This is a genomic window from Slackia heliotrinireducens DSM 20476, assembly GCF_000023885.1.
GTDB lineage: Bacteria > Actinomycetota > Coriobacteriia > Coriobacteriales > Eggerthellaceae > Slackia > Slackia heliotrinireducens.
The window spans coordinates 1,571,457-1,592,767 of record NC_013165.1; the positions used below are offsets into that span (position 1 = coordinate 1,571,457).

19 protein-coding genes and 1 tRNA gene are annotated in these 21,311 nt (G+C 57.5%); 9 read left to right on the top strand and 11 right to left on the bottom strand.

From position 1 onward, the window contains the following. Positions 1-31 precede the first annotated feature (31 nt). Both SHEL_RS06730 and SHEL_RS06735 read right to left on the bottom strand, forming a co-directional pair. Positions 32-108, bottom strand: a tRNA-Asp gene (locus SHEL_RS06730). 86 nt (positions 109-194) lie between these two features. Next, complete coding sequence (locus SHEL_RS06735) at positions 195-785, bottom strand: PadR family transcriptional regulator (protein ID WP_012798497.1); 591 nt, start codon at positions 783-785, stop codon at positions 195-197. A gap of 245 nt (positions 786-1,030) precedes the next feature. Here SHEL_RS06735 and SHEL_RS14340 point away from each other — a divergent pair, with 245 nt between their 5' ends. From SHEL_RS14340 to SHEL_RS06755, 4 genes are all read left to right on the top strand, one after another. Further along, complete coding sequence (locus tag SHEL_RS14340; RefSeq protein ID WP_012798498.1) at positions 1,031-1,636, top strand: hypothetical protein; 606 nt, start codon at positions 1,031-1,033, stop codon at positions 1,634-1,636. Between the two features lie 67 nt (positions 1,637-1,703). Continuing rightward, positions 1,704-2,381, top strand: a complete 678-nt coding sequence (locus tag SHEL_RS06745; RefSeq protein WP_012798499.1) for a response regulator transcription factor — start codon at positions 1,704-1,706, stop codon at positions 2,379-2,381. Next, the gene (locus SHEL_RS06750) at positions 2,378-4,174 is read left to right on the top strand and encodes a sensor histidine kinase (RefSeq protein WP_083762265.1); all 1,797 of its coding nucleotides are present in this window, start codon (positions 2,378-2,380) and stop codon (positions 4,172-4,174) included. The genes SHEL_RS06745 and SHEL_RS06750 overlap by 4 nt, the downstream gene beginning before the upstream one ends. 62 nt (positions 4,175-4,236) lie before the next feature. After that, on the top strand, positions 4,237-5,358 hold the full coding sequence (locus SHEL_RS06755; protein ID WP_041422511.1) for an SLC13 family permease: 1,122 nt from the start codon (positions 4,237-4,239) through the stop codon (positions 5,356-5,358). Positions 5,359-5,460: 102 nt separating this feature from the next. On the opposite strand, the gene SHEL_RS06760 is transcribed toward SHEL_RS06755, so the two are convergent. Further along, complete coding sequence (locus SHEL_RS06760) at positions 5,461-6,354, bottom strand: radical SAM protein (protein WP_012798502.1); 894 nt, start codon at positions 6,352-6,354, stop codon at positions 5,461-5,463. 204 nt (positions 6,355-6,558) lie between these two features. Continuing rightward, complete coding sequence (locus SHEL_RS06765; protein WP_012798503.1) at positions 6,559-8,202, bottom strand: FAD-dependent oxidoreductase; 1,644 nt, start codon at positions 8,200-8,202, stop codon at positions 6,559-6,561. A gap of 239 nt (positions 8,203-8,441) precedes the next feature. Between SHEL_RS06765 and SHEL_RS06770 the strand changes: the two genes are divergently transcribed. Next, positions 8,442-9,341: a LysR family transcriptional regulator gene (locus SHEL_RS06770; protein WP_012798504.1), complete on the top strand. Its 900-nt coding sequence runs from the start codon at positions 8,442-8,444 to the stop codon at positions 9,339-9,341. Positions 9,342-9,348: 7 nt separating this feature from the next. Here the strand turns inward: SHEL_RS06770 and SHEL_RS06775 are convergent, their stop codons facing one another. The 5 genes from SHEL_RS06775 to SHEL_RS06795 form a co-directional block, all read right to left on the bottom strand. Then, on the bottom strand, positions 9,349-10,218 hold the full coding sequence (locus SHEL_RS06775) for a lipoate--protein ligase family protein (RefSeq protein WP_012798505.1): 870 nt from the start codon (positions 10,216-10,218) through the stop codon (positions 9,349-9,351). A 1-nt stretch (position 10,219) separates the two neighbouring features. Then, entirely contained in the window at positions 10,220-11,914 is a 1,695-nt protein-coding gene (lpdA, locus tag SHEL_RS06780; protein WP_012798506.1) for a dihydrolipoyl dehydrogenase, read from the bottom strand. Between the two features lie 125 nt (positions 11,915-12,039). Next, positions 12,040-12,477: an OsmC family protein gene (locus SHEL_RS06785; RefSeq protein WP_012798507.1), complete on the bottom strand. Its 438-nt coding sequence runs from the start codon at positions 12,475-12,477 to the stop codon at positions 12,040-12,042. Between the two features lie 225 nt (positions 12,478-12,702). Continuing rightward, positions 12,703-13,398 carry a vWA domain-containing protein gene (locus tag SHEL_RS06790; RefSeq protein ID WP_050749543.1) on the bottom strand — a complete coding sequence of 232 codons (696 nt, stop codon included), beginning with the start codon at positions 13,396-13,398 and terminating at the stop codon, positions 12,703-12,705. A 122-nt stretch (positions 13,399-13,520) separates the two neighbouring features. Beyond that, positions 13,521-14,549: a magnesium chelatase ATPase subunit I gene (locus SHEL_RS06795; RefSeq protein WP_050749544.1), complete on the bottom strand. Its 1,029-nt coding sequence runs from the start codon at positions 14,547-14,549 to the stop codon at positions 13,521-13,523. A 299-nt stretch (positions 14,550-14,848) separates the two neighbouring features. Between SHEL_RS06795 and SHEL_RS06800 the strand changes: the two genes are divergently transcribed. Then, on the top strand, positions 14,849-16,522 hold the full coding sequence (locus tag SHEL_RS06800) for an FAD-dependent oxidoreductase (protein WP_012798510.1): 1,674 nt from the start codon (positions 14,849-14,851) through the stop codon (positions 16,520-16,522). Positions 16,523-16,708: 186 nt separating this feature from the next. Beyond that, on the top strand, positions 16,709-18,025 hold the full coding sequence (locus SHEL_RS06805) for a Fic family protein (RefSeq protein WP_012798511.1): 1,317 nt from the start codon (positions 16,709-16,711) through the stop codon (positions 18,023-18,025). A gap of 17 nt (positions 18,026-18,042) precedes the next feature. On the opposite strand, the gene SHEL_RS06810 is transcribed toward SHEL_RS06805, so the two are convergent. Next, the gene (locus tag SHEL_RS06810; protein WP_012798512.1) at positions 18,043-18,873 is read right to left on the bottom strand and encodes a hypothetical protein; all 831 of its coding nucleotides are present in this window, start codon (positions 18,871-18,873) and stop codon (positions 18,043-18,045) included. Between the two features lie 10 nt (positions 18,874-18,883). Beyond that, a complete protein-coding gene (locus tag SHEL_RS14345; RefSeq protein WP_012798513.1) occupies positions 18,884-19,429 on the bottom strand; it encodes a zinc ribbon domain-containing protein in 546 nt (181 codons plus the stop codon). Between the two features lie 256 nt (positions 19,430-19,685). On the opposite strand from SHEL_RS14345, the gene SHEL_RS14350 reads away from it, so the two are divergent. After that, positions 19,686-20,288 (top strand): RQC-minor-1 family DNA-binding protein, encoded by a 603-nt coding sequence (locus SHEL_RS14350; protein WP_012798514.1) that lies wholly within the window; start codon positions 19,686-19,688, stop codon positions 20,286-20,288. Between the two features lie 608 nt (positions 20,289-20,896). Further along, positions 20,897-21,211 (top strand): hypothetical protein, encoded by a 315-nt coding sequence (locus SHEL_RS06830; RefSeq protein WP_012798516.1) that lies wholly within the window; start codon positions 20,897-20,899, stop codon positions 21,209-21,211. Positions 21,212-21,311: the final 100 nt, after the last annotated feature.

The window sequence follows — 21,311 nt, forward strand, 5'->3', positions numbered from 1 at the left end:
GCCGCCCCGAAGGACGGCTCTCGAATTCAGATGGCGGGATGTACGAGACTTGAACTCGCGACCTCCGACGTGACAGGCCGGCGCTCTAACCAACTGAGCTAACACCCCGTGTTTTGCAGCCCGTTTAGAATACCAGTTCTCGACAAGTCAGGCAAGAAGAAATTCGGTTCCTCTAAATCTTGACAAGTCCCGGACTACTCTGCAGGTAGCGCCTCTGCCCCAAGCGATTGAAGCTTGGTCCGCACTTCTTTAAGTTCATCCAAACGCCGACGCATGTCATCCACCGTATAGGCGTAATCGCACGACCAAATGATATGACTCCTGAGCTTGGCATCATCGGTGTCCGAGGCAAGACTCTGCCCCTGAACATCAGCATCGATGGCCTGGGTGCGCGCCAGGTGATTCCCAACCTCATCAATACCCCAATCGATGTAATCGACAATGGTCTGCATTTCCAAATGCCCCATCAGCATAAGCTTCATGAAGTAGGTGTTGATGGCGCTGTGCGTCCATTCAAGTTTGAAGCGCTCTGTGAGCCACTCGTTGAGGGTCTTAAGCCCGCTTTCGGTGATCGTGTAGCACTTCATGCTGGGCTTGTTCTCCTGAGGTATCAGCTCGCTGACCAGGTATCCCTTCTCCTTCAAACGTTTAAGCGTAGGGTAAATCTGGCTGTTGTGAACCGTGAAGATGAAACCGACGGAGTTGTTCACCACTGTTTTGAGGCGATATCCTGATACATGCGGATTCATACGTATAAGTCCAAGCATAACGTAGTCAAGCTGCATATCATCCGCCCCTCGAGCCAGTTGGCAATCTCAGTGTATGTACCGATGTTTATCTCTTTTAGTATACACCACTGTATATCCCGTCGTTTATATTCCGCATCATATCCGCATGGCATCACGCTGAATCGCATCGCCTACTCAGGCGTTCAACCATGCTGATGTCAGCTCGTGTTTCTCAGGAAATTCTCAGCAAAACAATGCATTCTGTATTTGTTCGAAACCACCTCTACGAGAAAGGACATGTCATGACAGGAAATGCGAAGCGCGTTGCGTGCATGGTGGCAATCGTCTCTGCTGTGCTTGCCCTAGGAATCGGCGGCGTATCGTACGCACTTGATTCCCCTGCTGCAAAGCAGGCACCTCCGAAAGAGGCACACGGACCTTTGGTAATCACCGTTGGGGAACTGGCATATGCCGAATACCAGGATGCACTGCAAGAAGCGGAAGAGGACCGTATCGAAGCTGACTTGGCAATGCGAATGAACGCACCGGACAAGTATGAAGAAGCTGCAGAGGCTGAGCAATCGGCCCGCGAAGCCGAAGCTGCTCGCCAGTTCTATGAGAAGTACAAGGACGATAAGACGCCCGTAACCGTCTATCGCGACAACGACGATGGCGATGCCGATGACGTTTGGGACTACGACATGGAAGGCCCATGGGACGATGTGTTCGACATCGATGACCAATCCGTTGGCACCGCAAATGCACCGTCCGCATATTCCCAGAACAACGGGGGTGCCACATGGTACGATAACGATGGTTGGGACGACGACGATTGGGACGATGACGACGATTATGACGACCTGGACGACGACGATGACGACGACTGGGATGATGAGTACGACGACTAACTAGGTCGGATTAATGGTTGGGACGCCGGCTGATGGCCGGCGTCCGCGTTATGGAGAGGCGTCAGCCATGCGAGTATTGATTGTTGAAGACGATCCGAACATCGCCGAATACCTACGCAAAAGCCTGGAGTCGGAAGGCTTTACGACCGATGTGGCGTATGACGGTCCGACCGGCTTCGACATGGCACTCGCAAACCCCTACGACGCCATAACACTCGACATTATCCTTCCTGGTAAAAACGGGTATACGGTGTGCAAAGAGCTTCGCGATTCCGGTGTCACCACCCCGATCCTCATGCTAACGGCCAAAGACGGTGAATACGACGAGGCCGATGCCTTCGATACGGGTGCAGACGACTTCCTTCGCAAACCGTTTTCCCTGGTCGTATTGCTTGCACGGCTGCGGGCGCTGGTCCGTCGCGGCGGCGTAGCCAAAGGATCGGTTCTTAAGGCTTCCGACTTAATGCTAGATACACGCACGAAACGCGTCACCAGAGCAGGAAGGGAAATCGAGCTTACGCCACGCGAATTCGCTTTGCTTGAGCTGCTTTTGATGAACGCCGGCAACGCCCTACCCAAACAACTGCTGCTCGAACGCGTATGGGGCTACGCCATACTTGCAGATGAGAACGTAGTCGAGGTATACATCAGCTACCTCCGCAGGAAGGTGGACGCGCCCTTCGACAAGAAGCTCATCCGAACCGTGCGCGGCGTAGGCTATTGCATAGACAAGGACCCGGAATGAATACACCGACACCTAAGAGCATACGCGGCAAGATGACGCTGTTTTCAGCCGTCGCGACCTTTGTCGCCATGGTGCTTGTTGTGGCGTTCATGGGTGTGGCCATGCGCCTGATTCTTGAAGACGCGCTGTCCGACGCACTGCATCAGCGTATGGATCAGGCCGCTGTCTTCGTCGAACAAGGCAACTACACGCAGGCCGTGGATTCGTTCGGTGTAGAGATCGTCCAGTTGCTGGATGCCGACGGACGCGTGGTCGCCGAATCCGACAACGCCCGGGGCATGCGCCCGATCGGCGACTCATATTCCTTCGACGCAGATGGCGAAACGAGGGTTTCGCAACTGCACTTGCAGCTTGGCGAAGCCATCGAGGACAACGCCGACGACATTGATGACGACGAGGATGACGAAGACACCGCATCCAAGTCTGCGGCCTCGAACGGAACGTTGCAATCGGAACCGGATGATGACGCCGACGAAGATTCGGTTGAAACATACAGTTACGACGACAGCAGCTCGGATGCTGATGACGATGCGTACTCGAAAAGCGCCTCGTACGAAGATGACTCGGCCGATTACGACGTCGATTACGACACGGACGACGATCAGGACTACGATACAGACTACGACGAGGACAGCGGCATCGACAGCTCCAGAGCAACGTTTTTCGATCGCCTGCTCAAGCAGGCCAATCGCGTCAACGTGCTTCCCATCGGCATCGCGTGGGCCGACACGCCGAGCCAGAGCGAAACCCAACAGTCAGGACACACGATCGAGGCTTCGAGTGTGCTGGGCGACAACGGGCCGTACCTTATCGTACGCGAGGCGGTCAGCGGACCCGACGGCCCCATGACGCTCATAGCGGTCACCTCCCTCGCATCCGCCTTCGAATTGGCCAAGCGCATGACCGTCATCCTTACCCTGGTCATGTTCGCGCTGCTCGTATCTGTCGTAGGAATCGCGTGGGCCATCACGGGCTGGACCCTTCGACCTGTCGAACACATGAGGTCCGAGGCTGCAACCATTACGGCCGAAAGCCTGGACAGGCGCATCGACGCGCCTGACGGCGACAAGGACCTGTCGAGGCTTGCCGAGACGCTCAACCACATGCTCGCGCGAATCCAGCGATCGGTTGACGAGCAGAAACGCTTCGTGTCGGACGCATCCCATGAGCTCAAGAGTCCTATTGCGGCAACATCTATCATCCTGGATTCCATGTCGACGCACCCGGAAAACGTCGATGTACCCAAGGCGATTGCGGATCTGAAGAACGAAAACGTACGCATGTCTTCCATCGTTGGCGACATGCTCACGCTTACACGACATGACGAAGGCAGGCTTGCCTGCCGCCCGGAGCCGGTTGATTTGATGGACATGCTGATAGAAGAGGTCATGGCCAGCAAATCGCACACTTCCGTCAACTTCGACATCAGCGGTATCCAGCCGGTCGTTTGCAAGGTCGACCCCGATTTGCTTTCCCATGCGGTACGGAATCTTCTCGAAAACGCAGTCCGCTATGCAGAATCGACGGTGAAGGTCTCCTGCTCGCAAGATGGCGAAGGCGCCGTTTCGATCAGGGTCAGCGACGACGGATGCGGCATCCCCCCTGAAGACAGGGAACGCGTTTTCGGAAGGTTCGTATGCCTGGGCGAAAACCGTGCAGATTCGAAGGGCGGAACAGGGCTGGGCCTGGCTGTGGTGAAGAGCATAGTCGAATCACATGGGGGCACGGTTGCGTTCGTCGAGCCCGAGCTTTCGGGCGCCACAGCCGAGATTCGACTCCCGCTTGGTGCATAAAGACCCATTCCTCCGCTTGGGTTTAGTCGTTATCGACGGTTTCGCATTGCTATAATGGCACGATGCTCGATCGGCTGGTGACATTCCTGAGAAACGAAGCGGTGCTCTGCATCGCCTTTATATGCGCATGTATTTCCATGGCGCTCACAGGAGACGTCGAGGCCGCCCCTTCCTATATAGACTGGCGGGTCATTATTCTGCTGTTCTGCCTGATGGCGGCTGTGGCCGGCCTACGTGAAAGCGGCGTTTTAGCAAGAATCGCACAGACGCTCGTCTCGGGCAGACGGACGAAGCGGGTCGTGTGCTTGGCCTTGGTCATGCTCCCCTTCGTCACGTCTATGCTCATCACCAACGATGTTGCATTGCTCACGTTCGTGCCCATTGCGATTCTCGCCCTTGAGACCGCCGGTTGGCAAGACGGCTTGGTGCGCGTGATCGTCCTGCAGGCAATCGCAGCTAACCTTGGCGGCATGGTCACGCCTGTGGGAAACCCTCAGAACCTGTTCATCTTCACGACATACGATCTTACGCTGGCTGACTTCTTCATGACGCTTGCTCCCTTCGGAGCCTTGGCCTTCGTTCTGATAGCAGCCGCATGCCTGGCATTCGGCCCTACGAAGGCCGATGTCGAACTCGCCGTCGACAAACACTCCGTCCAATACCGCAGATTCGCGCTGCATGCGTGCCTGTTCGCGATAAGCCTGCTGGCGGTTTTCCACGTGTTCGACCATTTGGTCCTACTGACTGCGGTCGTAGCGGCGCTCTTTCTGTTCGACAGGAGAATATTCCTCGAGGTCGACTACGCGTTGCTCGTCACGTTCGTGTGCTTCTTCGTGTTCTCGGGCAACATGGCGCACATGCCTGCCATGCAGGAGTTCCTGGGCGGGCTTATGGGAAACCACCCCATGCTGACCAGCCTGTTCGCGAGCCAAATCATCAGCAACGTCCCATCAGCCGTACTGCTGGCAGGGTTCACCCAGAACTGGCACTCGCTTCTGATAGGCGTCGACCTGGGCGGACTGGGCACCCCGATAGCATCTCTCGCGAGCCTCATCGCCTTCCGCTGCTACACGCACACTCGCGATGCGGACATTCTCCGGTTCATGCGCGAATTCAGCATCGCAAACGTATTCGTTCTGGCGTGCATGGTGCTGCTCTACACGGTCTTGTTTGTGACTTTCTAAAATCGACCACACATACACGACCGGCCGGAACCTTTGAACCTGCTTCCATATCGTGTCTTAAACGCGAAAACGGCAGGTATGCGCTTAGTCGAGAATCGCACGCTACCCGATGATCAGACCTTCGCGGCCCTTAGATGGAACCCGATTGAGCTGCCAATCGGTGTAGTCATTCAGTCCCTCTTGCAGCTCCTGCAGCAAAGTGTCCTTGTCCTGGGGAAGCATGCCGTCGACCCCCACCGGGTTCGAAATATGCAGCCCGAAGAACCGACAGTCCTCAACATCAAGCCTTTTCAGGAACTCCATCTCCTCGGTGACGTAATCCCGCAGAGTGCACTCTTTGAACTGGCCCTTTTCAATCATCTCTTCGAGCTCGGTATGAGGATCGACATGGAGCGGCGATACGAACACGAGCGTAGGCTTGGCTTCGTTGACGATTTCCGCGTTAGCAATGGCCTGATCGACACAGCGGTCGGGTCCTGCAGCTGCCAGGATGATGTTCAGATTGAAAGGCATCCCCGCTTCATTCAGCCAAGCGAATGCCTGGCGAGCCTGCGCCAACGTATAGCCTTTGTTCATGAACGCCAAGGTCTCGTCGCTTCCCGATTCCAACCCAACGTTGAAGTCCGCGTATCCCAAATCCTTCAGTTTCCGCAGCTCATCAACGCTTTTCGTGAGTATGTTGTTGACGGAAGCATATCCGCCGATTGTTTCCACCCTCGGCAGGTACTTGTGGATGAGCTCGGCGATCTTCACCAACTGCTCGAAGGGCAGGCAGAATGCATCGCCGTTCACCAAGAACACCCTCGTGTATAACCTCGGACGTGCCGCAACCTCTGCCAGGTCGGCCTCGATTTCCTCGATGGGAGAAACCTCGAACGGCACGTCGCGGTACATGCTGCAGAACGTGCAGCGGTTATGCGAACAGCCCGTGGTCACCTGCAGCAGCAAGGAATACGCCTCGTACGGAGGCCTGAACGTCGTACCTGTGTAATGCATGGCAACTCCCCTTCGATTGCTTCTGGTATACCCGTCCATCATAGCAGCACGCATCGACGCATCCTGTCGCAAGCCGCAACACGACTCGCGCAAACCATAAGGCATGCACCGAATGCGCCAATATAAGAAAGGGCGCCACTAGGCGCCCTTCCGTGATTGCGGCCGGCAAGCGGAGGGTGCGCCGGCATTCAGCAATCGCTGCGGTTACAAGCTGGCGAGATATTCTCCAGCGTTCTTCATGGCCAGACGGCCGGAGTTGATGGCCCAGGATGCCTGGCTGCCAGGTGCGGTGGCCACGTCATAGGAGTCGCCGTAGAGGCTGCCGGTGTCGCATCCGCCGACGTAGAGACCCTTGATGGGCATATGCTCGTTGTCGATGGCTTCCAGCTTCTCGTTGATCTCCAGGCCGCCCACGGTGGTGTAGTAGCCGTCGGCAACTTCAAGAATCCAGAACGGGCCCTCGTCAATCGGGGTCAGATACTCGGCTGCCTTGCCGAAGATCGGGTCCTCACCCGCTTCGCAGAAGCCGTTGTACTCGTCAACGGTGGCCTTCAGGGCAGCGGGATCCAGACCGACGGATTCGGCCAGTTCCTCAACGGTGTCGGCAACATGCACCGAGCCGAGGGATTCAAGCTGGCTGCGAGCCTCGTCCATGGGAACGCCCGGGGTGCCGAAGGTGAAGACGGTACCGTACGGTCCGTTGGCCTCCCAAGCGGCCAGGTCCTGCTCACGGAAGATGACGTAGGTCAGCTCCTGGTCACGGCAGGCGATGCCGCCCGCGGCGAAGTTGCCGATCCACAGATCCTCGGCGATGAAACGCTTGGCGTTCTGGTTGACCCACAGGGTGGGCTGGACGGATGCGGAATAGGCATCGGTGGCCCACTGAGCGCCGATGGCGGCAGGTCCGCACCACATGACGGTGCCGTAGCCCTCGGACAGGGCGACGCCTGCGTCAACGCCCATCTTGATGCCGTCGCCGTCGCGGCCGGGAGCGCCCAGGGACACCAGGTTCTTGTTCACCGTGTACGGCGAAACGGCATGCAGGAACTCCATGTTGCTGGAATAGCCGCCGGAAGCAAGCATGACGACCGGGGCGTTGACCTGGATGACCTTGCCGTCGGAGTCGGCAGCGATAACGCCGGTCACAGCGCCGTTGTCCACCAGGATCTTCTTAGCGCCGGTGTTCAGCAGAATATTGGCGTTGGTGGCTTCGGTGGCAACACGCAGGCTATCCGTGAAGTATGCGCCGGGGCTGGAGGCGTTCTCGTCATAGTAGTAGACATGCCAAGCCAAGTTTCCACCGTAATCGACGACTGCGCGGAACGTGCAGTCGTGCTCTTCCAGCCAGTCGATGGTCTCGGCGGTCTGGTTGAAGAAGTTGTAGTACAGCTCCGTCGAGGGGATGTAGTGGTGATAGTTCACGCAACGGCGGACGGCCTCGCCCACGGTGCCGTGTTCGCCGGCTTCTTCCTGCCAGTGAGAACCGACGCCGAACATGCCTTCTGTAGCGGAGAATGCGCCGCCCAGAGCTCCTGCCTTCTCAAGCAGGACAACATTGAGGCCCTGCTCGGTGGCCTGGATGGTTGCGGCCATGCCGGTGCCGCCTCCGCCGATGACGCAGACGTCGCAATCGATGGTCTCGGTGGGCTCGCCCACCACTTCGAGCGCCCAGACGGAATCGTCGACGGCCGTGGGGTTCGTCGCAGTGCTTCCCTCAGCAGCAGCGGTTTCTTCGCTGGCGGCCGGCGTACCGGACGAGCAGCCGAGCATCGAGACGGCGGCGGCACCTGCTGCGGCCACGCTCGCACCGGTAAGGAAGTTACGACGGGTGATTCCAGATTTGATCATGATTGACCCTCCCATTCTGGTTTTCAGCGGGCCCTCCTGCCCGCCTGCCGCCATTGTGGCAACCGAAATGAAGTTAGACAAGGTGTACTTCTTCAACAATGAGTTCCAGCTTTCATCCAATAGTTGATGGAATTGTGGAGAGAAATTGTATAGGATATATTGATGGGCCATGACAGTTCTAAGCATTCGGAAACGTGAAGGCAATTCAGTTCAATCCGTCATTGAGCAGGAGGGGCAAAATGAACGGCGAACAATTGCGCTACTTTGCATTGGCGTATCGGTTGGAGAGCTTTTCGGCCGCCGCGAAACGTATCCCCATGTCACCCCAGGGGTTGACGAAGGCCGTTCGATCTTTGGAGACGGAGCTCGGCGTTCCTTTGTTCCTAACGGCCGCAAGCGGCAAGCTTGAGCCCACTCCTTACGCCGCAGAGCTCATGGATTTCGTGAACGACTACCGTATACGGTTCGCGCAGCTCACCAATTCCTTTGAAGCCATCCGCAAGCACGAAAGCCACGAAGTGAACGTAGGCATAGGCTTGGGGATCTTAGGCTATCTTGGGCCCGGGTTCATCAAGCGGTTCAACGAGCAACACCCGGAAATCACCCTGCGGTATGAAGAGCTGAACGACAAGGCTTGCGACGAGGGTTTGAAACGGGGCAAATACGACCTGGCGCTGTGCGTGACCCCTTTCGACCCGGATTTCCTCTGCGAGCAGCTCTACTGCACGAACATGTGCTTCTGGGTCAGCAAGAGCAATCCGCTTTCGGAAAGAGACGTTCTGACCATCAAGGATTTCGACGGCGAAGGCGTAGCGTTGCCCGGTCAGGACTTCAAATGCTTCGAGTACCTGCAATCCCGCGCCGTCGATGCCGGCGTCGAGTTCTCTGAGGTGTTCGCATCTGCAGAGATCTTCCGGCTGTTCGAGTATGCCCGCATGGGCAAGGGGCTGGGCTTCAGCGCACAGCACCTCGTGGATATGCCTCTGTTCAAGGAAGACGAGAGCGTCGTCGGCATTCCGCTTGAAGGAGCCACCTGGGGGTTCGGCATTGCGTGCCAGCCTACGAACAGCTTAAACGACGATGCGCAGGCATTTTTCGATTACTGCGTCGAGAACGTTCCCAAACGCGGCCAGGAGTAGGCCTGATCTAGCAATACCGAACCGCTGCGTCCGGCTTGCAGGGCAGCGTTCGCGCTAGACGGTTCTTCAAAACGTCGGTACCGACAGGATGAATCGAATCGGTGCTGACGACTGCGGAGGCCACTTCGCACCCCTCGAATACCAGTGCAAAGCCGTACAGGTCGCCGCCTATTTCGAGCTCGAGGTCCGCTTCGCCTGACTGGTAGTCCGCGAAAACCCATGCTGGATCGCGCAGTTCCTGGGCCCGCGAATGAATCGATTCGGTCATGGCCGCTTGTTCCGCATTGGCATGCGAACTGCACACGAAGGCCTCGAGAACCCGCTCTGTGGTCAGTCCGGGAGCCGCCTGCGCAAGGTTGGAAACCCGTGAGCGGACAGACCGAATGCCGTGTTTGGCAAGCTTCATGGGCGAAGGGCGGAGAGCCTGCTCGAGCACTGCCAAATCGACATCTACCATGATTGTGCCGTGTTGGATGAGCCGGCCGTCGAAACGTTCCGCAAGGCCACCAACCTTCACGCCCCCGACCACGATATCGTTTCTCCCGCTTATCGACGCGAACACGCCAAGCGTCGCCAAGGAATCGATTGCCCACCCGGCAGCGCCGTCGGCTTTCGGTTCGTCGCAAACGACCGAGTAGTTCAGATTCCCTCCGTCCTGATACACGGCTCCGCCGCCGCTCAAACGCCGCGCCAAAGCGATGCCTTGCGATTCGAGAAACACAAGGTCGACTTCCTGATACGGGTTCTGGTTGCGGCCGATCACGACGCACGGGTCGTTCACCCAAAGGAATGCCGATTCCCCGTCGAGCCGTAATAGGGATTCCTCGAACGCAAGGTTCTCGAAGATGTCGTGGCTTTCGGAAACGAACAGACGCATGCTACTCGTGCAGCGCCCCGAAAGTCAGGTCGCACGCCGCCTCGTAGATGGCCTCCGACGTGGTCGGATGTGCGAATACTGCTTCGCGAACCTGCTCGCCGGAAAGACCTGCCGATATTGCAAGCCCGATGTATCCGATGAGGGCGGATGCATGTCCTCCGACGATAGTGGCGCCTTTCAAGACGTCGTCCGCGTCGCTCACCAACGCCACATAGCCCTGACCTGAGTTTTCGGCGAGCGCCTTGCCGTTGTGCGCGAATGAGAACGTCCCAACCCTGTAGCGGGATGGGTCTTTCCTGGCATCGTCGGCAGAAAGCCCTACGGCAGCTACTTCGGGGTCGGTGTAGGCAACGCTGGGTATGATTTCAGGGCGGAACGAGACCGAATTGCCCAGGATGTCATCAACCGCGATGCGTCCTTGGTATGACGCGGCGTGAGCAAGCATAGCAAGCCCGTTCACATCGCCGATGGCATACACATGAGCGACGTTCGTCCTCATGCGCCCATCCACCAGGATGGCACCGGTCGAAGCGTCCAGCTCCACATCGGTGTTCTGGATTCGCATGTCATCGGTGTTGGGCACCCGCCCGCCAGCCAAAAGCACGTAGCCGTTGTCCACAAAGTGCAATTCGCCGTCGACCTCGTACACGGTGCGGACGCTTCCGTTCTGCATCATGCTGAAGCACTTCACATCGGCATTCGGTATGATGCGGATCCCTCGGTTTTCTGCGGCGCGTGTTATTTCTGCCGAAGCTTCCTGATCGAACATGTGCAGAATGCGGGGGCGTCGTGCCAGGACGGTCACATCCACCCCAAGGTTCGCGTACAGGAAGGCAAACTCCATACCGGTTACCCCGCCACCCACTATGACAACAGATTCGGGAAGCTCTTTACAGTCCAGAGCCTCGTCGGTGGTATGGACCTTGGGCAAGTCGGTGCCTGGCAGCGAAACCGGGCGAATGCACGAACCCGTAGCGACGATGCAGTCGTCAAAAGTGAGTTTCAGCACGTCGCAGCCGCATTCGACGGAAACTTCGCCGTTGCCTTCGAACCGCGCTGTGCCGTTGATCACGCGAATGCGGTTTTCGTCCATGAGGTACTCGATGCCGCCTACCAGCTCATCCACAACGCTGCTCTTGCGGTCGATGATGGCTTCCATGTTGGGCCGCACATGCCCCGAAACTTCGATGCCCCATTCGTCCGCACGAAGGACCCTGCTGTACAGGTCCGCAGATGATATAAGCGTCTTCGTGGGAATGCATCCCCTGTTCAGGCAGGTTCCGCCAAGCTTGTCCTGCTCGACAAGCGTCACGTGCTTCCCCATTTTCGAAGCATACAGGGCCGCAACGTATCCGCCGGTGCCGCCGCCGATGATCAGCAGCTCAGCATGGTCGTCGTCCGCTTCTTTCCGATGTTCTTCCGGCGCCGTTTCAGAAGAGGGCGCCAGCGTCTGGGCAACGGACTCGGCTTCATCAAGATGTGCCAACACATCTCCTGCGGCAACTTCATCACCTTCGCACACCAGCACCCGCGAAACCACGCCATCGGCGGGAGCCTTTATAGGCACGGCTCGCTTGCTCGTCTCAACGTTGAAGAGCTCCTGCCCTTCTGCAACGGCGTCTCCCGTTTTCACCAGGACGCTCGCAACGATGTTAGGTTTGTTCCCTGGCAACGCCGGCATGGTAATGGCGATCATGAAATACCTCGATCCGCATAGCACGAAGCAGCAAACTGCATTGGTTTCGCGACTGCCTATAGATAAAGCCGCATGGCGTAAGGGAAATGCCATGCGGCCCTGCAACTATGATTCAGAATGAGTGGTTAAGCCACCGTGTTGGAATAGGTGACCTTGACGCCCTCGGCAAAGGTGCAGCACAGCGGGCAGGTCTCCTCCATGAACTTGGTGAACTCGTCGCACTTTTCCTGGGGCTCGGAGGTCTTGTAGTTCACGTTGAAGCGAATGGCCTGGAAGCCCTTAGGCACGTCGGCGATGCCCATGAAGCCGTCGGGGTCCACGTCGCCTTCGAGGTCGATGCTGAAGGATTCGTAGGTGAAGCCCTTGGCCTGGGCGAAGGATGCGGCGACAATTCCGAGGCAGGCGCCGGTTGCGCACAGGGCGCCTTCCAGCGGATTCATGCCTTCATTCATACCGCCGGCTTCCTGGGGCTCGTCAAGAATGAATTTGAAGCCGCGAGACTCGCACTGCATCTGGACGCCTTTGCCGGTGGGCTGTACGTTCGCCTTCATGGTAGTAAGCATGTGATCCTCCAGTCGTTGAGGGGTTGAATTGCCGGCCGCATGCCGCACGACACGACGATGCCGTACTGAATCCAAAGCCGGCCCTATGAATTCCAGTATACAGAACTGCAGGCTTAAACTGAACGCGATTAGTTAAATATTGACTCTGAGTTGGATTTTCTTCTGTACCGAATACGGGTCATGCATTAGCAATCATAATGTGCATTGTATTTCCTGATAGATAAGCTATTCTTCAGGATCGAACATCTCAACTTCCAAGTCATCCATACGCTTGTATTCAGCATGCAGCATGCCCGCCAAAAACGCCGAACGCTTCTTGGCGGTCTTCGTGCCGGAACCCGCATCGATAAGCGTCACCGGGATGTTTCGACTTTTGCAGAAGTCACCGAATTCACGGATCTGCCAGTTCTCGCGGCCGGTGGAATTGCGGTTGTACCGCCCGTCGGAAAGAAGGTAGACGGAAAGGTCCTCATCACGCATGCGCTCCAGCAGGTTGCCCGCTATGCCGAGGGCGTCCACCATCGGCGTGGACCCGCCGCCCTTAAGCTCGTCGATGCGCTCCGCAGCCAGCTCCGCCGACGTGGTGAACGGAAGCACGAGCCTGGCCTTGCCGCCGCCGTAACTGATGATGGCGACGCGCACGCGTTTCGAATACGCGCTTTCCAGAAGCGAGATGACGCACCCCTTCACCTTCGCGAACCTGTCATCCGCAACCATAGATCCGCTGCTGTCGATAATGAAGAGAATGTTTCGACGTCCGCGACCCGCAATCTTTTGGTACCGCAGGTTGCTTTCCTCGATGCCGTTTCCCAGCCCTTCGCCCTGTGAAAGCTGCGCCAGGATGCTGCCGGGCAGGTGTACACGACCCGAGGCCGGGTTTGTGGTCGGCCCTATCACATGGCCTTTGGCCACACCCTTCATGCGAAGCCCCTTCCGGGCTTCTTGGGCACGCCTCACTCGGCTTTGTGTTGTCTCCAGCGGCTTCGCCTGAAACGGCATCGTCGGGACGTCATACTGCGGCAGCTCCACAGCGGGTGCTGCCCCTACCCTTTTTTTGCGACGTCCGCTCCCCCATCGTCGGCAGGTTCGTCGGCCTCGACCACAAGGGCCACGGGGCCTGCAACGGCAACCTGCTCAGGCTCGGGCTCCTTGTGCAACGCGGTGGCGGCCTTTTCGAGCATCTTGTCGGTCATGCCCATGTCCTCGAAGGGAAGCTTCTTCAGACGATGCGGCAGAACGAACCTAGCAGCCAGAAGCACGTCTTCTTCGGTCACCTCGGTTCGGCCTTCAAGGGCCGCCGCTGCACGCGCGGTGCGCATCATCGTGATATCGCCGCGGTAGCCGTCCACTTCGAACTCGACGCACAGGCCCGTCGCGAACTCGATGATGTCGTCGGGGACAAACACATCGGCATACAGCTTCGCGGCTTTCTGGATGCGCTGTGCCAGCAGGTTCTCCTGCTCCTGCCATTCACGCACGAAAGCTTCCGGGTCGTTCTCAAAGGCGGTATGGCGACGAATAAGGGTGAGGCGTTCCTCCTTGTTCAGGCTGCCGCTTACCTTGACGGACAGCCCGAATCGGTCAAGCAGCTGCGGACGCAGGGTGCCTTCCTCAGGGTTCATGGTGCCGATGAGCACGAATTTTGCCGGATAGCGCAGCGACATGCCTTCGCGCTCAACTCGGCACACGCCGGTTGCGGCGGCGTCCAGCAGCAAGTCGACGATCGAATCTTCCAGCAGGTTGATCTCGTCCACATACAGAATGTGCCCGTTCGCTTCGGCCATAAGACCTGGCACAAATTCGCGCTCGCCGCTCTTCATAAGGGTACCCAACTGAAGCGTACCTACCACGCGGTCCTCCGAAGCGTTCAATGGAAGCTCGATCACGCGGGTCTCGCCCCCGAGCAACGCAGGCAAGGCGCGCACGGCAGTTGTTTTGGCCGTGCCGCGTTCTCCGTAGATGAGCACGCCGCCGATGGCCGGCTGTACCGAAATAAGGCTGAGGGCAAGCTTCATGTCCTCTTGTCCAACGATGGCGCTGAACGGGTAGTTCCTCTGCGTACTTGCTGGCATGGCATGTCCCCCATACGTATGAGTCAACGAATGTTTCGTAGATTATAAATGCAAACCCGCGATCCGCGAAACACCCTTTGCAGTTTCAGTCTGCGTGCGGCTTCAAGGTATCGAAAATCGATACCTAGCGATCATAAAGAACAACATAGGCGTATGACCAGGCATTTCTCAGTATCGAAAGTATTCGAAACCGCCATCTTCCCGCCTGTTCCAACCGGTTTTATAGTGCGAGCCAACGAAGAAGGGATCGCGTAAGCCCCGCAAGCGACCGGCCCTGCGGGGCGAAAGGGAGGTTCACCATGAGTAAGCACATGAGCAGACGTGACATGTTCAAGCTGGGCGGCATCGCCGGCCTTTCCGCAATGGCGGCTGCAAGTCTTGCAGGTTGCGGCGGACAGCCCCGGGTTGCGGGCGAAGGCGGCGGCCAGGCTGTCGCATCCGACGTTTCCGACATCACCTGGGATGAAGAGGCGGACGTCGTGGTCATCGGCAGCGGTACGGGTTCGTACACCGCCATGCGCTGCGCCAACGACGGGCTCGATGTAATCGTGCTCGAAAAGAACGCGCAGGCTGGCGGCTCGACCATCTTCTCCTCCAGCGTCGTGTGGGCGCCTTGCAACGACCTGTCTGTTGCCGAAGGCATCGAAGACAGCCGCGAAGAGGCCCTGACCTATATCGAAGCGCTGTCGGGCGACACCTTCATGCCGGATGAGGCCGCAGCCTACATCGACAACGTGAACGCTGCCGTGCGCAACTCCACCGAGATCGCCGGTGTGGAATGGGCCATCTGGCCTGCCGGCATCGACTACAGCGTCTTTTTGCCTGGCGGCAAGGAGCGAGGCCGCGCCATCCTGCCGAAGGTTCCCGAAGGCGAAACCAGCATCGGCAAGTTCAACGGCCCCATCATCGAGGCTGCTCAGAACCTGGGCGCGCGCTACATGACCAGCACGCCCGCCAAGAGCTTCATCAGCCGCACCAACGAGGACGGCACCATCGAGGTGCTGGGCGTGGCCGCCGAAAGCAACGGCAAGCGCATCAACGTGCGCGCCCGTAAGGCCGTGGTGCTGGCCAGCGGCGGGTTCGACTGGAACATGTCCATGATGGAGAATTACCTGCGCACGCCCGCCCGATACAGCTGGGGCATCGCCACCGACGAAGGAGACGGCCAGAAGATGGCTATGCGCCTGGGCGCCGACCTTCGTTTCATGGCCGAAGCGTTCCTCTCCCCTGGCTACAAGAAGGAATTCGAAGATGCGCACGAACAGGGCATGTCGCAGCTTTCCACCCTCATCCGCGACGATGCCAAGCGCGGCATCATCTTCGTGAACAAGCACGGCAAGCGCTTCACCAACGAGTGCGCCAGCTATGACTGCGTGGGCCGCAGCTTCGGCGGTTTCGAGAACAACGGCGAGAACCGCGGCTGGGCGAACCTGCCTGCCTGGGCCATCATCGACCAGGAGGCGGCCGACAACCACACGTTCAACAGCGGCGAGCTGGGAACGCCGGGCAACAGCTACACCAAGTACGACACGCTGGAGGAACTGGCCGACGCCTGCGGCATCGACAAGGAAGGCCTGCTTGAGGAAATCGCCCGCTTCAACGAGAACGCCGAGCAGGGCCTGGACCCCGACTTCGGCCGCGGCCAGGACTATTACGGCCAGAACTCCATCTACACCTCCACCGACTACGAGGGCGCGTTCCGCACGCTGCAGCCCATCGCGACCCCGCCGTTCTATGCTGCCGAGATCGTGCCGGTGGTGCTGGGCACAATGGGCGGCGCGAAGACGAATGCAAACGCAGAAGTCGTCGATACAGACGGCAATGTGATCTCCCGCCTGTATGCCCAGGGCAACGTGTCCGGCATCGGTGCCGGCGGTGCTTGCTACGTCGGCGGCGGCGGGACGATCGGCCCCGGCATCGCTTATGGCGAAATCGCTGCCAATCAGATTCAGAATCTGACCGACTGGCAGTAGCCCTCATTCGTAAATCAGGGCATAAACCCTGCATATTGCCCTGATCGAAATGCCCGCTAACATGAGCGGGCATTTCGCATTGCTATTCGCAACCCGCTTCCAGCGCGCAGGCAACGATCAAACCCGCTATCATCTGGGATGATACAATAGCCGAGAAGAATACCATTCGCTTGTAAGGGGCGCGCAGTGAAACAATCCGTTCAGTTGCTAGATACGCCGCAGTTCAAAGAGCTCGTTCGCGCTGCATGGCTGGCCCCCGTCCGACGCTCTGACATCGTGCCGGAATATGTTCCAGGCGGTTTTTCTGCAGACCAGGTATGGGATGCCCTCACTGCGATCCGATACGCCCAATCCTACAGAAGCCCGGTTTCGCTCGCCGGCGCCAGTCACTCTTCGGGCAATTGGCACAACTTCACCGTGCGGCTCCAGGACACCTGCAGGCAGATTGCAGATCTTACGTACAAGGGGTCCGACCTGGACATCATCGCCCGAGACAGGGCGGGTACCGCATTCATCACGCAGCAATACATCGAGGAGATGGTGACAAACCTCGACTTCGACGGCTTCACGGCGAATTACGAAGACGTCCGAGCCGTATTGGTCGGCGACCGCCCGCCGGTCGATGCCGCGGAAACGATTGCGGCCAATTACCACTCGCTCATGGTTGAGCTTGGTGACATGGTTGATAGCCCGTTCGATGAGCAAACGCTGGGCGACATGTACGCCCGTCTTGCGCATGGCATCGAAGACGAGGTTCGCCGCATCGAACAAGCCGACATCTCAACGGGCTGCAAGGTGCCCCGATCTCCGCTCCAGGACCACTACCGCGCAGCAGGCTCCGCACCCGAATCGTCGATCGCGCTGCCCATCGACATCGCCAACGGACGCGCCGAAGCACCCAGACGCCACCCGATTATGGAATCGATGCTCGTCAACTGCCAGTTTTGGCGCACGAACCTGTATCCGGCGCTCAACAACCTCATGGGCTGCATTGCAAGCAGGTTCTATCTGGTACGTGAAGGCTACCCCGTCATGCGCTACGTGCCGAAGATTCGCATTCTCGAAAAATGGCGCTACGGGGCGTATGACGGCATTGCATCGTTTTCGTTCGACGAAGCCATGGCAATCGCGCACGAAAACGGCGACTGGACGGCATACTACGATGCAGTCATGTCGCTTCTGCTGCTTGAGATACAGGACATGAAGCGATCGCTGCTGCACCGCGCCGCCATCGACGAGCGTGCGATGTCCGGCATCGGCAACATTCCGTATCTGACCCACCGCCAGCGGGATGTGTTGAAGCAAGCTGTTCTTGCTCCCGAAACCGAATTCGCCATAGCCGCGCATCAGAAGACGTACGGCATCGCCTATTCGACAGCCCGAGCCGACCTGGAGAAACTTGCAGATGCGGGATATCTCACGCGTTTCATGTCCGGTAGTGCATACCACTACCGCGCTGCTGCAAATCTGCGTACGACGCTGGCAGCGAAATGCCCGGCGTAAGCGCCTAGCAAATGCACCTACGAATTGCCGCTTAAAGCTCGCAGGGCTTGCGCCAGCTCTTGATCGGTCAACAATCCGTTCTGATGAAGCCTATTGAGCTCAAGCACATCAGCGGCCGTTGTATCAGATCCTGCAGATTGAACAGAGGCGATTCCTCCAACAGGCGCACTATGCGACGATGCCGCACCCTCTCCAGGAATAGCGGTGAGCCACTTTGCAGAAAGGCACAGGAGCAGGGTCACGAAAAGCGAGTTCAGCATATTCGGCAGACCCACGCACAGGAAGTTCATCGCGCCCATTGCCGCATCGGTGCCGGAAGCAACCATAGAAACAAAAGTAGAGAGAGCGTATGCCACCTGCACCAAGCATGCGAGGACTGCGAAAACCATGACGAACCCACGAAGAACGCCATGCGAAGAACGGACTCCTATGAAGGACAGGACGACAATACCGATGAAAGCGAAAGCGGCGATTATATTGCCAACAGCGCCGAAGTAAACATACACAGGAACCCACGTCATGCTGGTTAAGCTGATCAGCTGAAACACCGACAGAGCTAAGATTACCGCACAAACGCCTGCGCCGACAGCAACAACGGGGCGATTGCACATGAAAGAACCGACTATCAAAACCAGCATGCCGATGGTCAAGATGATGTTGTAGGGGTTTACTACAATCGGGGCCACCTCAGAGGCCCAGCCATACAAATATCCCAGCAAAACCTGGCCAAGGATTCCTAATGCGCTGCATGCGAGGGCAAGTATTCCCATGACGCCGGCGATTCGGGCCGCACTGCGAATACGCGGGTCGATCGTTTGGTTCTGCGTGGGGGTTGCGATTACGGTCACGACATGCCTCCTAATAGTAAGAGTTCATAATGATGAGCGGCAGCACGGCCGAAAGGATGCCGAGAAGCACCGATAGCACGACAGACACGATGACGCCGATAAGCGCACCTTTGCCTGCAGCTTTCGCCGTTATCGGGCGGTCGTCCTTCCATACCAGGTACAGAATCAGACCCACCATCGGGAAGAAGAATCCGAGGGCCGCCCATCCGAATCCGCCCGTATCGGGAGCAGCTGCAGCCTGCTGAACCGCAGCGGACGCATTGGCCTGCTGCCGCGCGTTTGCGAAGGTTGCGAGCGCCTGCGCCTTGCTCGATTCGTACGTCTCCTGCGTTATCGAACCGCTTTCCAACAGGTCGCTCAACCGCTGAAGCTCGATGCTCAACGCGGTTACTTCCGGACTTGTGTTTTGCGCAGCCTGCTGTTCAGAAGCCGGCGCGACGATAGGCTCCGGCGTTTCTGCAACGGTCGTGAAACCGGTGCCGCAACCCGTGCAGAAACGAGCTTCGGCAGGCAGTTCGCGACCGCACTCGGGGCAGTATTTTGTGGCGCTTGTCATGCTGTCGTTCTCCTTCGCTAATGGCATGTCGCTTGTCTATACGCAGTATAGATTACAGAGTCGTGCGCTTCGTTGCACAACTTTCCAATATGCATGTCTCGGACGGTTTCCAGTGCGCACCATTACCGAACCATTGGAATGTCCGAGAAGTGCTGCTATGGTGGTATCTATGAGGTGCAACGGCGAGCTATCTCTCAGAGATGCCGACATCGCCGATACTTTCGCGTGCATCTAGGACCGCTCGAAAGGACAGGCTATGGGTAGAAAGAACAGATCTCGCGTCCCTGTATATCTGAATTCCGAAGATGCAAACATTACTCCAGAAGAGTTGGCGATTATTCTTCACGGTGCCGGCACCGTCGTTCACAGGGGCGGCCGATCCCTGCTCGTCAAACTACTAAAGGGATCACGGGACAAGAAACTCCTTGAACTGGGGCTGGACGCCGACGAATCATACGGTGCGCTCTCACACCTCACCCTCGACGCCATTTCGCGTAAGGTCGACTGGACCATCGAGGAGGGGTTTCTAAGCTACTACTACGACTGGAGAAATCCCCTGCTCATGTATACCGAACTCGGTTGGGAGCTCGAAAGGCCGCAGGCCGCATACAGCAAGTTCAAGAAGTTCTGCAACGATATCGAAACCGGCGAGTTTCGCATGGCGGAACGTATGGCCAACATGGAGAATGAGCTTCAGTTCGACGTTATCGACCTTATTGCGCAGCGTTGCGATGAACGTTGTTTCGACCACCTTGAGGTATGGTCGAAGTCAGCCACGAAGCGCATCCGCAAAAAGATCGCCTGGGCCCAAAGGACGATTTCATCACGCAAATCGGACGGCATGTCCGACGGAGCATAATTCGGAAAGAAGCATCATCGGCAGAAGCAGAATGCCGCATCGAAAAGATTGTTCATGGCCTAAAACATGTTGATGCTTCTGCTTGTGAACGAGGCCGTGTCTGGTCACCTGCCTTCTCGCTCTGCAACTTTTCCCGAAATTTTCTTGGGTATATTCGCAACAACTGAGGAGTGGCGCTCGGGCGGCTCCCAAGTCGTACACTACGGGAAATTCTTGGCGCAGAAGGGGGTTTTGGCCGAAAGAAGTGGGCAGACCGCGGCCACAGATACAGCAAAAAGCCAGGGAACATTCCCTGGCTTGATTTCAGATGGCGGGATGTACGAGACTTGAACTCGCGACCTCCGACGTAACAGTTGGTTGAGCGGGTGGGAACGGATGGTTTCAAATAGTGTGCAATGTGCGCTTGAACAGGGTAAACTGTGAACAGATGGTTTCAAACGGAATCGAAAAGATTCGCGCGTTGGCTTAGCATTGGCTTAGGATTGGCTGAATTGAAAAGGTGGTCACGAATTCTGACCCGATTGGCTTAGCCGAAAAGGTAGTCACGAATGAATGACGACCGCTTACGCGAGAATTAATCGATTTCCCTGTCGAAAGAGAGCGTTGATATGTGCATGAATGCAGACTGGAATCACCTACGGGAAGAGCACGAGATAGCTTATCTGCGAGCCGATATTTGCCTGGGCTCTCCTCAGTCTTATAGCCTGGAAGAAAAGCGTCAAATCTACGAAGACATGGATGCCAGCACGAAGGCCATTGATGCTGCAATGCGTGCAGACTTCTGGTCCATGCCGGCTGAAGTAAGAAGCCGCCTCCTCGACATGCTTGGTTCTTCAGGTTGCGAGACAAGGCAGTGGTGGGAAGATTTACTGGGCGCCCATCCGAGCGATTTGTCGCAAGAGAATCGAATGACGTTCCAGTAGCGTTGGCTCAAAGCATGCAAACAAGGCGGTTAAGCAACCGACTGCCTATGGAAATTGAGGGCGGAGATCATTCTCTCCGCCCTTCATTTACTGACTATTT

Coding starts and splice junctions, on each gene's coding strand:
- SHEL_RS06735 (WP_012798497.1), bottom strand. CDS start 785: ATGCAGCTTGACTACGTTATGCTTGGACTTATACGTATGAATCCGCAT.
- SHEL_RS14340 (WP_012798498.1), top strand. CDS start 1,031: ATGACAGGAAATGCGAAGCGCGTTGCGTGCATGGTGGCAATCGTCTCT.
- SHEL_RS06745 (WP_012798499.1), top strand. CDS start 1,704: ATGCGAGTATTGATTGTTGAAGACGATCCGAACATCGCCGAATACCTA.
- SHEL_RS06750 (WP_083762265.1), top strand. CDS start 2,378: ATGAATACACCGACACCTAAGAGCATACGCGGCAAGATGACGCTGTTT.
- SHEL_RS06755 (WP_041422511.1), top strand. CDS start 4,237: ATGCTCGATCGGCTGGTGACATTCCTGAGAAACGAAGCGGTGCTCTGC.
- SHEL_RS06760 (WP_012798502.1), bottom strand. CDS start 6,354: ATGCATTACACAGGTACGACGTTCAGGCCTCCGTACGAGGCGTATTCC.
- SHEL_RS06765 (WP_012798503.1), bottom strand. CDS start 8,202: ATGATCAAATCTGGAATCACCCGTCGTAACTTCCTTACCGGTGCGAGC.
- SHEL_RS06770 (WP_012798504.1), top strand. CDS start 8,442: ATGAACGGCGAACAATTGCGCTACTTTGCATTGGCGTATCGGTTGGAG.
- SHEL_RS06775 (WP_012798505.1), bottom strand. CDS start 10,218: ATGCGTCTGTTCGTTTCCGAAAGCCACGACATCTTCGAGAACCTTGCG.
- lpdA (WP_012798506.1), bottom strand. CDS start 11,914: ATGATCGCCATTACCATGCCGGCGTTGCCAGGGAACAAACCTAACATC.
- SHEL_RS06785 (WP_012798507.1), bottom strand. CDS start 12,477: ATGCTTACTACCATGAAGGCGAACGTACAGCCCACCGGCAAAGGCGTC.
- SHEL_RS06790 (WP_050749543.1), bottom strand. CDS start 13,398: ATGAAGGGTGTGGCCAAAGGCCATGTGATAGGGCCGACCACAAACCCG.
- SHEL_RS06795 (WP_050749544.1), bottom strand. CDS start 14,549: ATGCCAGCAAGTACGCAGAGGAACTACCCGTTCAGCGCCATCGTTGGA.
- SHEL_RS06800 (WP_012798510.1), top strand. CDS start 14,849: ATGAGTAAGCACATGAGCAGACGTGACATGTTCAAGCTGGGCGGCATC.
- SHEL_RS14345 (WP_012798513.1), bottom strand. CDS start 19,429: ATGACAAGCGCCACAAAATACTGCCCCGAGTGCGGTCGCGAACTGCCT.
- SHEL_RS14350 (WP_012798514.1), top strand. CDS start 19,686: ATGGGTAGAAAGAACAGATCTCGCGTCCCTGTATATCTGAATTCCGAA.
- SHEL_RS06830 (WP_012798516.1), top strand. CDS start 20,897: ATGTGCATGAATGCAGACTGGAATCACCTACGGGAAGAGCACGAGATA.